This is a genomic window from Enterobacter sp. Taxon_8 (genome assembly GCF_058354585.1).
Window position 1 is genome coordinate 3,860,728 of sequence record NZ_CM177989.1, and the last position, 13,255, is coordinate 3,873,982.

Annotated in this window: 15 protein-coding genes and 1 other annotated feature; of the genes, 5 read left to right on the forward strand and 10 right to left on the reverse strand. The window is 55.4% G+C overall.

Annotation, left to right across the window (positions count from 1 at the left end):
- Nucleotides 1–140: 140 nt before the first annotated feature.
- A complete protein-coding gene (locus AC4IBF_RS18330) occupies nucleotides 141–1,571 on the forward strand; it encodes an alanine/glycine:cation symporter family protein (protein ID WP_133293756.1) in 1,431 nt (476 codons plus the stop codon).
- A gap of 66 nt (nucleotides 1,572–1,637) precedes the next feature.
- The gene (gene yaaA, locus AC4IBF_RS18335) at nucleotides 1,638–2,411 is read left to right on the forward strand and encodes a peroxide stress protein YaaA (RefSeq protein WP_045355099.1); all 774 of its coding nucleotides are present in this window, start codon (nucleotides 1,638–1,640) and stop codon (nucleotides 2,409–2,411) included.
- Nucleotides 2,412–2,443: 32 nt separating this feature from the next.
- Here yaaA and AC4IBF_RS18340 read toward each other — a convergent pair whose 3' ends face one another.
- The 7 genes from AC4IBF_RS18340 to yjjY all read right to left on the reverse strand — a co-directional run bounded on the left by AC4IBF_RS18340 (nucleotide 2,444) and on the right by yjjY (nucleotide 9,257).
- Nucleotides 2,444–2,740: a DUF2502 domain-containing protein gene (locus tag AC4IBF_RS18340; protein ID WP_115876475.1), complete on the reverse strand. Its 297-nt coding sequence runs from the start codon at nucleotides 2,738–2,740 to the stop codon at nucleotides 2,444–2,446.
- Between the two features lie 246 nt (nucleotides 2,741–2,986).
- Nucleotides 2,987–4,273 carry a threonine synthase gene (gene thrC, locus AC4IBF_RS18345; protein WP_069720140.1) on the reverse strand — a complete coding sequence of 429 codons (1,287 nt, stop codon included), beginning with the start codon at nucleotides 4,271–4,273 and terminating at the stop codon, nucleotides 2,987–2,989.
- Nucleotides 4,274–4,276: 3 nt separating this feature from the next.
- Nucleotides 4,277–5,206: a homoserine kinase gene (gene thrB / locus AC4IBF_RS18350; RefSeq protein ID WP_048225593.1), complete on the reverse strand. Its 930-nt coding sequence runs from the start codon at nucleotides 5,204–5,206 to the stop codon at nucleotides 4,277–4,279.
- 1 nt (nucleotide 5,207) lies between these two features.
- Nucleotides 5,208–7,670 (reverse strand): bifunctional aspartate kinase/homoserine dehydrogenase I, encoded by a 2,463-nt coding sequence (thrA, locus tag AC4IBF_RS18355; protein ID WP_143344634.1) that lies wholly within the window; start codon nucleotides 7,668–7,670, stop codon nucleotides 5,208–5,210.
- Nucleotides 7,671–7,694: 24 nt separating this feature from the next.
- Nucleotides 7,695–7,812: a sequence feature (Thr leader region), on the reverse strand.
- Nucleotides 7,751–7,819: a thr operon leader peptide gene (gene thrL, locus AC4IBF_RS18360; RefSeq protein ID WP_015572623.1), complete on the reverse strand. Its 69-nt coding sequence runs from the start codon at nucleotides 7,817–7,819 to the stop codon at nucleotides 7,751–7,753. It overlaps the preceding feature by 62 nt.
- A 211-nt stretch (nucleotides 7,820–8,030) precedes the next feature.
- The gene (locus AC4IBF_RS18365; RefSeq protein ID WP_252093389.1) at nucleotides 8,031–8,717 is read right to left on the reverse strand and encodes a tRNA/rRNA methyltransferase; all 687 of its coding nucleotides are present in this window, start codon (nucleotides 8,715–8,717) and stop codon (nucleotides 8,031–8,033) included.
- A gap of 399 nt (nucleotides 8,718–9,116) precedes the next feature.
- Entirely contained in the window at nucleotides 9,117–9,257 is a 141-nt protein-coding gene (gene yjjY, locus AC4IBF_RS18370; RefSeq protein ID WP_085928893.1) for a YjjY family protein, read from the reverse strand.
- Between the two features lie 95 nt (nucleotides 9,258–9,352).
- Between yjjY and arcA the strand changes: the two genes are divergently transcribed.
- Nucleotides 9,353–10,069: a two-component system response regulator ArcA gene (arcA, locus tag AC4IBF_RS18375; protein ID WP_003856501.1), complete on the forward strand. Its 717-nt coding sequence runs from the start codon at nucleotides 9,353–9,355 to the stop codon at nucleotides 10,067–10,069.
- Nucleotides 10,070–10,115: 46 nt separating this feature from the next.
- Here arcA and creA read toward each other — a convergent pair whose 3' ends face one another.
- On the reverse strand, nucleotides 10,116–10,589 hold the full coding sequence (gene creA / locus AC4IBF_RS18380) for a protein CreA (protein WP_045907753.1): 474 nt from the start codon (nucleotides 10,587–10,589) through the stop codon (nucleotides 10,116–10,118).
- Nucleotides 10,590–10,800: 211 nt separating this feature from the next.
- Between creA and robA the strand changes: the two genes are divergently transcribed.
- Nucleotides 10,801–11,670, forward strand: coding sequence for an MDR efflux pump AcrAB transcriptional activator RobA (gene robA / locus AC4IBF_RS18385; protein ID WP_111964082.1), 870 nt, complete (start codon nucleotides 10,801–10,803; stop codon nucleotides 11,668–11,670).
- On the opposite strand, the gene gpmB is transcribed toward robA, so the two are convergent.
- On the reverse strand, nucleotides 11,667–12,314 hold the full coding sequence (gene gpmB, locus AC4IBF_RS18390; RefSeq protein WP_008502057.1) for a 2,3-diphosphoglycerate-dependent phosphoglycerate mutase GpmB: 648 nt from the start codon (nucleotides 12,312–12,314) through the stop codon (nucleotides 11,667–11,669). The genes robA and gpmB overlap by 4 nt on opposite strands.
- A 50-nt stretch (nucleotides 12,315–12,364) precedes the next feature.
- Between gpmB and yjjX the strand changes: the two genes are divergently transcribed.
- Entirely contained in the window at nucleotides 12,365–12,880 is a 516-nt protein-coding gene (gene yjjX / locus AC4IBF_RS18395) for an inosine/xanthosine triphosphatase (protein ID WP_048961786.1), read from the forward strand.
- Here yjjX and trpR read toward each other — a convergent pair.
- Nucleotides 12,877–13,203 (reverse strand): trp operon repressor, encoded by a 327-nt coding sequence (gene trpR / locus AC4IBF_RS18400; protein ID WP_047747961.1) that lies wholly within the window; start codon nucleotides 13,201–13,203, stop codon nucleotides 12,877–12,879. The genes yjjX and trpR overlap by 4 nt on opposite strands.
- Nucleotides 13,204–13,255: the final 52 nt, after the last annotated feature.

Genomic DNA, 13,255 nt, shown 5'->3' on the forward strand with positions numbered 1-13,255 from the left:
CGGAGGGGTAGCGCAACCGCAGACAGTGCGCTTAGGTAGAGTATGGTAAACTCGGAATATTAACAGGCTGCTAAGCAACAGCATGCCCAATCAGTGGTAGCGCTTACATATTCACTTTGGCATCAACAAGAGGGACGTTAATGCCTGATTTCTTTTTCTTTATTAACGAAGTCCTGTGGGGTTCGATAATGATTTACCTGCTTCTGGGAGCAGGTATTTGGTTTACGCTACGCAGTGGGTTCATCCAGTTTCGTTATATTCGCAAGTTTGGCAGAAGTCTGAAAAACAGCGTCACGCCTCAGCCGGGCGGATTAACGTCGTTTCAGGCACTTTGTACCAGCCTGGCGGCACGCCTCGGCAGCGGCAATCTGGCGGGCGTTGCGCTGGCCATCAGCGCCGGTGGGCCAGGCGCAGTCTTCTGGATGTGGGTGACGGCGCTTCTCGGGATGGCCACCTCCTTTGCCGAAAGTTCGCTCGCCCAGCTTTATAAAGAGAAAGATAAAAACGGCCAGTTTCGCGGCGGTCCTGCCTGGTACATGGCGCGTGGCTTAGGGATGCGCTGGATGGGCGTCCTGTTCTCGCTTTTTTTACTGCTCGCGTACGGCCTTATTTTTAATACCGTCCAGGCGAACTCGGTCGCCAACGCCCTGCGCTATGCCTTCTCCTGCCCCGAGTGGCTCGCGGGTCTCGCTTTAGCCATCGTCGTTCTGCTTACCATCTCGGTCGGTCTCAAGGGCATCGCCCGTCTGATGCAGTGGCTGGTGCCCATTATGGCGCTGCTCTGGGTTGCCGCGAGCCTGTTCGTTGCCGCCCTGCATCTCGACCAGGTGCCGGGCGTGATTGCGACCATCGTCAAAAGCGCCTTTGGCTGGCGCGAAGTGGCCTCCGGGGCGCTGGGCTATACCTTCAGCCAGGCGCTGATGGCGGGTTTTCAGCGGGGCATGTTCTCCAATGAAGCCGGTATGGGGTCAACCCCCAACGCGGCAGCCGCCGCCTCTTCCTGGCCGCCGCACCCGGCCGCGCAAGGCATTGTGCAGATGATTGGCGTCTTTACAGATACCATTATTATCTGTTCCGCCAGCGCTATGATTTTGCTGCTGGCAGGCCCCGTACCGCACGCGTCGGGCACCGTCGGAATACAGCTTCTCCAGCAGGCGCTGGTGAACCTGACCGGCGGCTGGGGTGCAGGGTTTGTCTCGCTAATCCTGGTTTTGTTTGCCTTCAGCTCGATAGTGGTGAATTACCTTTACGCCGAAAATAACCTTATTTTCCTGAAGCTCGACTCCCGCGCCGCAATCGGAACCCTGCGTCTGGGGGTCATCCTGATGGTGATCGCTGGCTCCCTGCTCAGTATGCCGCTGGTCTGGCAGCTGGCCGATATCATTATGGCGCTGATGGCGATCACTAACCTCACGGCGATCCTGCTGCTCTCGCCCGTGGTGACCCTGATTGCCAGAGACTATCTGCGCCAGCGCAAACTCGGCGTTCCGCCGGTATTTGATCCCGCCCGCTATCCCGATATTAAGGCACAGCTTGCCCCCGGCACGTGGGATGATTTGCCGCGGCAATAACAGCTATCGATCAATTCAGGGCGATTTTTTGCTAAAGTCGCTCTAAATTTCCTGCAAGGACTGGATATGCTGATTCTGATTTCACCTGCAAAAACGCTCGACTACCAGAGCCCGCTCGCTACCGAGCGCTATACTCAGCCTGAACTGCTGGACTACTCGCAACAGCTGATCCGCGAAGCGCGTAAGCTCTCTGCGCCGCAAATCGCCTCGCTGATGAGCATCAGCGACAAGCTGGCAGACCTTAACGCGACCCGCTTTCACGAGTGGCACCCGGATTTCACCCCGGCTAACGCTCGCCAGGCGATTCTGGCATTTAAAGGCGATGTCTATACCGGCCTGCAGGCGGAAGATTTTAGCGAAGCCGATTTCGATTTTGCCCAGCAGCATCTGCGCATGCTGTCGGGTCTGTACGGCGTACTGAGACCGCTGGACCTCATGCAGCCGTATCGTCTGGAGATGGGGATTCGTCTGGAGAATGCCAAAGGCAAAGACCTGTACCATTTCTGGGGCGATATCATTACCGACAAGCTGAATGCGGCGCTGCACGCCCAGGGCGATAACGTGGTGATAAACCTTGCGTCCGATGAATACTACAAGTCGGTGAAGCCGAAAAAGCTGGATGCGGAGATTATCAAACCGGTGTTCCTCGACGAGAAGAACGGTAAGTTCAAAGTGATCAGCTTCTACGCCAAGAAAGCGCGCGGTCTGATGAGCCGCTACATTATCCAGAACCGCCTGACGAAGCCGGAGCAATTGACCGCCTTTAACAGCGAAGGCTATTTCTTTGACGAAGAAGCGTCAGGGAAAGGCGAGCTGGTGTTTAAGCGCCACGAGCAGTAAAAACAAACCCCGCCGGCTGGCGGGGTTTTGCATTAGTGGTGTTTCCAGTCCGGGCCCGGACGATGATCGTCATGGCGACGGTCGTCATGATGGTGGTCACGCTCGCGATGCTCATCATGTGGACGCCAGTGGTTATCGCGCCAGTCATAATGCGCCTTCCACCAGTCGTGGTCGCGCCAGCGGCCACCGTCCCAGTAGTGCCCGTTATTATCCCGGTCGCCAATCTGCAGTTTTACCGCAGGTACGAGGGTGATTTCGGATGCCTGTACCGCCATGGGAGCGACCAGCATCAGTGAAAGCGCAATCAGCACAGGTTTCAGTGTAGACATCGGTGACTCCTTATTATCTTTGCCCTACGTGGGCCGATGTAAGGAGATTACGCGAGGGAAACGGGGGATGTTATTCTCTGCAATCCTAATCGCTAAGTGACCGCATTTATTGGGAATTTCTGCTTTTTCCCTGCTATTTTCCTCCTTAATTTCTCCATAAAAAAAGCCGGGTAGCGGCTACGCCTTACCCGGCCTACGTTCTGAGCCGTTGTAGGTCGGGTAAGGCGAAGCCGCACCCGACAAAAATTATGCTCGGGACATCATCAGCTTACGCAGCGCGGCAAAGTCTGCCGGCAGTTCATGGGACAACAGCGGCAGGTCGGCACGCTCGGCCAGCTCTTTCGGCAGCGGCAGCGTTTCGCCCAGGATTGCCTCCACGCTCTCTTTGAACTTCGCCGGATGTGCGGTGCCCAGGAACAGGCCATATTCACCCGGGTTAAGCTGGTCGCGCAGCGCGCGGTAGGCAATCGCCGCGTGCGGTTCAGAGGTATACCCGACCGCCTTCAGCTCGCGCATGGTGGATTTGGTAGTTTCATCCGTCACCGCGGCATAGCCCAGGTCGCCCAGACGCCAGATCTTACGGCGGAACAGCTCTTCCACGCGCGGCCAGTTGTTCGGCTGAGACACATCCATCGCATTGGAGAGGGTCGCCTGCGTGGCGTTCGGCGCCCACTTCCCGTCTTTCAGGAAGCGCGGCACGGTGTCGTTGGCGTTGGTCGCGGCGATAAAGCGTTTCACCGGCAGACCCAGGGATTTTGCCAGCAGGCCCGCCGTCAGGTCACCGAAGTTACCGCTCGGAACGGAGATCACCAGCTGGTTGCGCGCTTCCTGCGGCAGCTGCGCCACCGCTTCGAAGTAGTAGCAGATCTGCGCCAGCAGACGGCTGATGTTGATGGAGTTCGCAGAGTTAAGACCCAGAGCTACCTTCAGCTCTTCGTCGTCGAAGGCCTGCTTGACCAGCGCCTGGCAGGCATCGAAATCGCCGTCAATTGCCACGGTTTCAATGTTGCCGCCGAGGGTGCAGAACAGTTTCTCCTGCAGCGGGCTGATTTTGCCTTTCGGATAGAGGATCACCACGCGGACGTTTTTCAGGCCGTAGAACGCGTGTGCCACCGCCGCGCCGGTATCGCCGGAGGTTGCGGTCAGGATGGTCACCGGCTTGTCGCCGCTGATGTGGGTCAGCATCTGCGCCATAAAGCGGCCGCCGAAGTCTTTAAACGCCAGGGTTGGGCCGTGGAACAGCTCCAGACAGCCCACGTCAGGCTCAACCTGCTGAACCGGCGCCGGGAACGCGAATGCCGCACGCACGCGCTCTTCCAGCAGCTCCTGCGGAATTTCATCGCCGATAAACGCGGACAGAATTTTGGTGCTGCGGGTGACAAAATCCTGCTTCAGCAGGTCATCAATCTCGGTCAGCTGGAATTCCGGCAGGTCATGCGGGAAAAACAGCCCCTGATTTTTGCCCAGTCCCTGAGTCACCGCCTGCGCGAAGCTGACCTGCTCGTTATGATCTTTAAGGTTGTAGAGTTTCATTAATTATCCCAGTACTCGTGCGCCAGCCGTGTCCAGACGGCAAATATGAACAAAGCCTTCCTGATTTTGCAGGTAGTGTTTAGAGAGCCAGTCCGCCACGCGCTGCGCAGTGTCTGCCTTGTCGCACAGGGCGAACAGCGTCGGGCCGGAGCCGGAGATGCCGCACGCCTGCGCGCCGATATCCATTGATGCCTGTCGCGCCTCGTTAAAGCCGGGTAGCAGCTTCGTGCGATACGGCTCGGCAATGACGTCCTTCATCAGTTTTGCCGCCAGCTGCGGCTGACGGGTGTAGCAGGCGTGGATAAAGCCCGCCAGATGACGCCCGTGGGCGATACAGTCCTGACGACGATATTGCGCGGGCAGGATCGCACGCGCTTCCGCGGTAGAGACCTTAATGCCCGGATAGGCCAGCACCCACAGCCACTCATCAAACCCTGGCACCTGCTGGCTGATGATGCCATTTTCTTCGATCATCAGCTGCATGCCGCCGAGGAAGCACGGCGCCACGTTGTCATAGTGAATGCTGCCGGAGATACGCCCTTCCAGCTCGCCCATTAAGCCCAGCAGGCGGTTGTTGTTCAGCGGCTTGCCGCAGTGCTCATTCATTGCCACCAGAGCGGCGACCACCGAACAGGCGCTGGAACCCAGCCCCGAGCCAATCGGCATACTTTTTTCCAGCGTCATAGCGACCGGCACGTTTTTACCGATCTCCTGACAGAAGCGTTCCCAGCATTGATAGACGATGTTCTCGCGCGGGTCGGACGGTAGCTTGCTGGCGAAGCGGCCCACGTTATTCAGGCTGAAGCTGTCTGCCGCTTCCACCGTAACCGTATCGCCCAGCAGCGAACCATCCACCGGCGTCACCGCCGCACCCAGCACGTCAAATCCGACGCTCATATTCGCGCTGGAAGCCGGGGCATAAACTTTGACCATGTTAAACTCCTAACTTCCATGACAGGGTACGCAGCAGATCGGCAAACACACCCGCCGCCGTAACATCGTTCCCTGCGCCATAGCCGCGAAGCACCAGCGGCAGTGGCTGATAATAGTGGCTGTAAAACGCGAGGGCGTTTTCGCCGTTTTTGACTTTGTACAGCGGGTCGTTGCCATCCACTTCGGCAATCTTCACCCGGCACACGCCATCTTCTTCAATGTTGCCAACATAGCGCAATACCTTACCTTCATCACGGGCTTTCGCAACGCGCGCGGCAAACGCGTCGTCAAGCTGCGGCAGTCTGGTCATAAAGGCGCTGACGTCACCGCTGCTGTCAAATTCTGCCGGCAGGACCGGTTCAATCACGATATCAGAAAGCTCAAGCTCCCGGCCCGTTTCACGGGCGAGGATCAGCAGCTTACGCGCCACATCCATACCGGAGAGATCGTCACGCGGATCCGGCTCGGTGTAGCCCAGCTCGCGCGCGGCGCGGGTGGCTTCGGAAAGGCTCATCCCTTCATCCAGCTTGCCGAAGATAAACGACAGCGAGCCGGAGAGAATGCCGGAGAAACGCTGCAGTTCATCACCCGCGTTAAGCAGGTTCTGCAGGTTTTCGATAACCGGCAGACCAGCCCCAACGTTGGTGTCGTAAAGGAACTTGCGGCGCGACTTGCTCGCCGCCAGACGCAGCTGGTGATAGTAATCCATCGACGAAGTGTTGGCCTTTTTGTTCGGCGTCACCACGTGGAAACCTTCGCGCAGGAAGTCGGCGTACTGGTCGGCGACCGCCTGGTTCGAGGTACAGTCGACGATGACCGGGTTAAGCAGATGGTACTCTTTCACCAGACGGATCAGGCGGCCCAGGTTGAACGGCTCTTTCGCCTCGTTCATCTCTGCCTGCCAGTTTTCCAGGTTAAGGCCGTGGACGTTGGTAAGCAGCGCTTTGGAATTCGCAATCCCGCAGACGCGCAGGTCGATGTGTTTCTTCTTAAGCCACGCCTGCTGACGCTTCACCTGCTCCAGCAGCGCGCCGCCTACGCCACCCACGCCAATCAGGAACAGCTCGATGACCTGATCGGTGTTGAACAGCATCTGGTGAACCACGCGAACGCCGGTGGTGGCGTCATCATTGTCCACGACAACAGAAATTGAACGCTCCGACGAGCCCTGGGCAATCGCCACGATGTTGATATTGGCGCGCGCCAGCGCGGCAAAGAACTTGGCGGAGATACCGCGCAGCGTGCGCATGCCGTCGCCAACCACGGAGATAATCGCCAGACGCTCCTGAATGGAGAGCGGCTCGAGCAATTCTTCTTTAAGCTCCAGATAGAACTCTTCTTCCAGCGCGCGACGGGCGCGCAGGCAGTCGCCCTGCGGCACGCAGAAGCTAATGCTGTATTCGGAAGAGGACTGGGTAATCAGCACCACCGAGATACCGTTGCGGGACATGGCCGCAAATACGCGCGCTGCCATGCCGACCATCCCTTTCATCCCAGGGCCGGAGACGCTGAACATCGCCATATTGTTGAGGTTGGAGATGCCTTTCACCGGCAGACCGTCTTCATCGGTACTCGCGCCAATCAGCGTACCCGGCGCCTGCGGGTTACCGGTGTTTTTAATCAGGCAAGGGATCTGGAACTGGGCAATCGGGGAGATGGTACGCGGGTGAAGCACTTTGGCGCCGAAGTAGGAAAGCTCCATCGCTTCCTGGTACGACATCGACTTCAGCAGCCTGGCGTCCGGAACCTGGCGCGGGTCGCAGGTATAGACGCCGTCGACGTCAGTCCAGATCTCACAACAGTCCGCGCGTAAGCAGGCGGCCAGCACGGCGGCGGAGTAGTCGGAACCGTTACGGCCCAGCACCACCAGCTCGCCTTTCTCGTTACCGGCGGTAAAGCCTGCCATCAGGATCATGTGGTCAGACGGAATTTTGCTGGCGGCGATACGGCGGGTTGATTCGGCAATATCAACGGTGGATTCGAGGTAGTGGCCCACCGCAAGCAGTTTTTCAACGGGATCGATCACGGTCACGCTATGGCCGCGCGCTTCCAGCACGCCGGCCATAATGGCGATAGAGAGTTTTTCACCGCGACAAATCAGCGCCGCATTGATGCTGTCCGGGCACTGGCCGAGGAGGCTGATACCGTGCAGAACGTGTTTGATTTGCGCAAATTCCTGCTCAACGAAGGACTTCAGCTGAGCGTGCGGGAAGCCAGGCAGCGCCTCTGCCAGCCCTTGCAATAAGTCAGCGAATATACGCTCTGCGTCGCTGATGTTCGGGAGTGCATCCTGGCCACCGATGGTTTTTTCGATCATCGCCACCAGATGGTTCGTGATTTTTGCCGGGGCAGAGAGCACGGTCGCAACCTGCCCCTGCCTGGCGTTGCTTTCCAGGATATCGGCAACACGCAGAAAACGTTCTGCATTTGCCACTGATGTACCGCCGAACTTCAACACTCGCATGGTTCTACCTCGTTTCCTTTAGCCGAAAAAAAAGCCCGCACTGTCTAGGTGCGGGCTTTTTTTTGTTTTTCCTGTACGCGTCAGCCCGCATCGTTACCAGTGGTAATGATGATGGTTGTGGTAATGGTGGTGATGCTGATGCGTTTCATGGATGTTGTGTACTCTGTCATTATTATCTGTCTGTGCTGTATTCTTTTAGGGTTAAAGGATCGGGCTCGTTAAGTCAACGAATTTTTAATTTGATCACAATTCGGAAGACTCTCACGTCCCGCTGCGTGCAGATTTATTTTCATCCGATTCCCCCAGATGCAACCCATACAGACAGACTTATTCGCCATAGTAAAAACTTATGGCAGTATTTTACTCGGCCAATTTTTTTTCAATATCATGCAGCAAACGGTGCAGCATTGCGGTGTCCCGCTGCTCAAGACGTCCCAAACGCTGCTGCAGCCAGTCAGCCATTTTTTGATCGTCAGCTACTTCCAACTGCGTTAACAGCTGCTCAACGCGTGCGCGCAGCGCAGCCAGCTGATTTTCATCTGCCCTTTCAGCCTTAGGCTGGGGAATTTGTATTAGGGAGGCTAATTGATAGCAGTACACCATGACCGCCTGGCCCAAATTCAGGGAAGGATAATCGGCCACCATCGGCGCACCGGTGAGCACGTCCGCCAGTTCCAGCTCCTCGTTGGTTAATCCGGAATCTTCACGACCAAATACCAGCGCCGCTTTCTCCAGCCACTGGCTTTTCTCTTCCAGCATCGGCACCAGCTCCGCTGGCGTCGCATAGTAGTGGAACTTAGCGCGACTACGCGCCGTGGTTGCAACGGTAAACGAAATGTCGTGCAGCGCGTCGGCAAGCGTAGCGTAAGTGGTTATATTATCGAGAATATCTCCCGATCCGTGCGCCACCCAACGCGCGGCTGGCTCCAGATGGGCCGTGCTGTCCACAATGCGCAAATCGGTAAAACCCATGGTCTTCATCGCACGCGCCGCTGCGCCTATATTTTCTGCTCTGGCTGGTGCAACCAGTACAATCGACAGATGCATTTATGCTCTCTTTTTAATCAGTTAGCCGGTAAAAATGTGATGCACTTCAACATATTACGCAGCGCGAATTTACAAAATTGCAACACAAATCACCGAAATAGCGTTTCATAACAAATTAAAAACGCTAAACTATTCTGTGTCTGAACAATCAGTTAGAATGTTAACAGAACACTATTATCCCTATGTTTTATAATGATAATAGTAACATGAATGCTCTATTCTGATTGGATTCGCTTCGTTTATAAATCAATGTCCGCAACTAGTTGGTTTATTGAAAAATTGTGACAAAGGCTAGCATTCGGCTACGATGATTTCATCAAACTGTTAACGTGCTACAATTGAACTTGATATATGTCAACGAAGCGTAGTTTTATTGGGTGTCTGGTGTCACTTAGCCTGTTATGTTGCTGTTAAAATGGTTAGGATGACAGCCGTTTTTGACACTGTCGGGTCCAAAGGGAAAGTACCCAAGACCAAGCTAATGATGTTGTTGACGTTGATGGAAAGTGCATCAAGAACGCAATTACGTACTTTAGTCACGTTAAGCCGATCATGTTAATTTGCGACATGCATCAGGCAGGTCAGGGACTTTTGTACTTCCTGTTTCGATTTAGTTGGCAATTTAGGTAGCAAACATGCAGACCCCGCACATTCTTATCGTTGAAGACGAGTTGGTAACACGCAACACGTTAAAGAGCATTTTCGAAGCAGAAGGCTACGATGTCTTTGAAGCGACCGATGGCGCAGAGATGCATCAGATCCTTTCTGAAAATGATATCAACCTGGTGATCATGGATATTAACCTGCCGGGCAAAAACGGTCTTCTTCTGGCGCGCGAACTGCGCGAGCAGGCGAACGTCGCGTTAATGTTCCTGACAGGCCGTGATAACGAAGTTGATAAAATTCTTGGCCTGGAAATCGGTGCGGATGACTACATCACCAAGCCGTTCAACCCTCGCGAGTTAACCATTCGTGCACGCAACCTGCTGTCCCGCACCATGAACCTGGGTACTGTCAGCGAAGAGCGTCGTAGCGTAGATAGCTACAAATTCAACGGCTGGGAACTTGATATCAATAGCCGCTCGCTGATTAGCCCGAACGGTGAGCAGTATAAACTGCCGCGCAGTGAATTCCGCGCGATGCTGCACTTCTGCGAAAACCCGGGAAAAATTCAGTCCCGTGCAGAACTGCTGAAGAAAATGACCGGCCGTGAGCTGAAGCCGCACGACCGTACCGTAGACGTCACCATCCGTCGTATTCGTAAACATTTCGAATCTACGCCAGACACGCCGGAAATCATCGCCACCATTCACGGCGAAGGGTACCGTTTCTGCGGCGATTTGCAGGAATAATCCCGCAGTTAATGCATTAAAAAACGGCGCTTATGCGCCGTTTTTTTTATTCCCGCCAGGGCATAATCGGCACCGCGCTGATCGCGTTTTTCGGTGACCCTTCCACCACTTTGTCAGAATAGGCCAGGTAGGCCAGCGTATTGCGTTTGGCATCGTAGAAACGCACAACCTGCAGCTTTTTGAACACCAGCGAGGTCCGTTTCTGGAATACCACGTCGCCCTGCGCTTTGCCGTTTTTAATTTTGTCGCTCAATTCAACCGGGCCCACCTGCTGACATGAGATCGCCGCATCGGAGGTATCTTCCGCCAGCCCCAGTCCGCCTTTGATGCCGCCCGTTTTCGCGCGGCTGACATAGCAGGTGACGTTTTTCACGTCCGGATCGTCAAACGCCTCCACCACGATTTTGTGGTCCGGGCCAAACATTTTGAACACGGTATCGACGGAACCAATCTGTTCCGCCTGTGCAGCGCGCCCGACCATCAGCATCAGCGCGGTGAAGAGCAAAGTCTTGTATTTCATATTGTTACCATTCTTTAAAATTACACTGAGCAATTATTCAACACTTTAGACAAAAATGTAGCAAGATCACAGGATTAGAATATATCTGCCTGTAATGTGCTAGAAAAAGCATGAATGCGCAAAAAAAACACTGAATGCTAAAACATCAAAAAATGCTATTATCCGCTAACCTGTTATCAGGCACCTGCTGTTTTAAGGATGAGGATAGTATATGGATCAGGCTGGAATTATTCGCGACCTGCTCACCTGGCTGGAAGGTCATCTCGACCAGCCTTTGTCACTGGATCATGTGGCGGCTAAAGCAGGCTATTCCAAGTGGCATCTGCAAAGGATGTTCAAGGATGTCACCGGTCATGCTATCGGGGCCTATATTCGCGCACGTCGTTTATCAAAATCTGCTGTAGCATTGCGCCTCACCGCGCGGCCGATTCTGGATATTGCCCTGCAATATCGTTTCGATTCACAGCAGACATTCACCCGCGCCTTTAAAAAACAGTTCTTGTTGACGCCAGCGCTTTATCGTCGCTCGCCTGACTGGAGCTCGTTTGGCATGCGTCCGCCGCTGCGTCTGGGCGAGTTCGCAATGCCGAAGTACGACATTATTACACTGCCGGAAACCCATCTGATCGGCACAACGCAGAGCTACTCCTGTTCACTGGAGCAGATTTCCGAGTTCCGACATCAGATGCGCGTCCAGTTCTGGCGCGACTTCCTGAGCCACGCGCCGGCGATCCCGCCTATCCTGTATGGCCTCAACGAAACGCATCCAAGCCAGGAAAAAGACGACGAGCAGGAGGTGTTCTACACCACCGCGCTGACGCCAGAGATGGCCAACGGGTATATTCAGGGTTCGAAGCCTGTCGTGCTGGAAGGCGGCGAGTACGTGATGTTCGCCTATGAAGGGCTGGGAACGGGGGTTCAGGAGTTTATCCTGACCGTTTACGGTACTTGCATGCCGATGCTGAATCTGAATCGCCGTAAAGGTCAGGACATTGAGCGCTACTACCCGGCGCAGGATGCCAAACCGGAAGAAGGCCCAATCAATCTGCGTATGGAATTCTTGATTCCGATACGTCGTTAACGCTGCAGTTCATCAAGCGCAGGGGCATCGAGATGCGAAATGTCCCCTGCCATCTCCACGACCCAACCTGACGCCAGCCACGCGCTTTCCTGATAATCAATCCGGGAAATGGAGCAGTTGCGCAGACGCAGACGGCGCTCAGCGTAAGCCGGTAACCCCAGAATGGTGCTCACCAGGCATCCCAACGCAATTCCGTGACTCACCAGCAGCGGACGGCTTCCCGCCGGAAGCTTCAGGCATTCCGCGAGTGCGGCATGCATACGTACGCTGAGCTCCTGCATGGATTCGCCCTCAGGAATACGGCCATCTTCGGTGCCGTTCACCAGCGTGCGGCGCCAGCCCTCTTCCGTTTCCGTCAGCGTATCGATATGGCGTTTTTCCAGGACGCCCATATCCAGCTCGCGCAGGCGCGGCTCAAGCATGACGTCACAGCCGCAGGCGTCTGCAATGATGCGCGCCGTCTGCTGTGTGCGACCTAAATCGCTGGTAATGACGTGGGTAATGCCCAGCGTTCGGGCGCGTTCTGCCACCTGCCACGCTTGCTGCACGCCCTTCTCTGTAAGAGGACTGTCTGACTGGCCTTGAATACGTCGCTCGGCGTTCCACTGCGTTTCACCGTGGCGAACAAGGTATACCTGTAACATGCTTTTTTTCCGTTATACTGCGATGAGTTTTTTTTGAATCGAGCTTAATTATGCACCATGTTGTCTCTGCTACCACTAATCCTGCCAAAATTCAGGCAATTCTAAGGGCATTTGAAGAGATCTTCGGCGCAGGATCCTGCCATATTGAAGCCATCGGCGTCGAGAGTGGCGTTCCTGAACAGCCGTTTGGCAGCGAGGAAACGCGCGCTGGCGCACGAAACCGCGTGGCAAATGCCAGGGCTGCGGCACCGGATGCGGACTTTTGGGTGGCAATTGAAGCCGGTATCGACGAAGGCGCAACCTTTAGCTGGGTGGTGATCGAAAGCCGTGAACAGCGCGGTGAAGCGCGTTCAGCCACCCTGCCGCTGCCGGAGATTATTCTGGAAAAAGTCCGCGCGGGTGAAGCGCTTGGGCCGGTGATGTCGCAGTACACCGGCATTGATGAGATTGGCCGTAAAGAAGGGGCGATTGGCGTCTTTACCGCAGGCGCGCTGACGCGTTCAGGCGTTTATCATCAGGCGGTGATCCTGGCGTTAAGCCCGTTCCATAACGCGATTTATCGTTAGGTATTTTTCAGCAATACCGCTTCCAGCCACTGGCGCAGCTCAACGGGTGCCGACTTCAGGCTGTTCGATCCGCGGGTAATCGTTGCGATGCCCGCGCCGAGCTCATTTTTCAGCTCGCGCTGGCTCATCTCGCCGCGCAGCAACTCTTCAATGATGCGCACGCGCGTGCCCAGCGCCTCACGCTCGTCCGGCGTGAGCATCAGCTGCATAAGGGGTAAGTGCAAATCCTGCTCGTAAGACTGGCGAAGCAGCTCCACAAAACGAAGCCACTCCTGATGACGTTGTTCGGCCATTGCCGAGGAATACGGGGAATGCTGGGTCATGTTATGCTGCCTCTTGTACTCATTAGCGAGTACAGCATAACACAACCCGCGC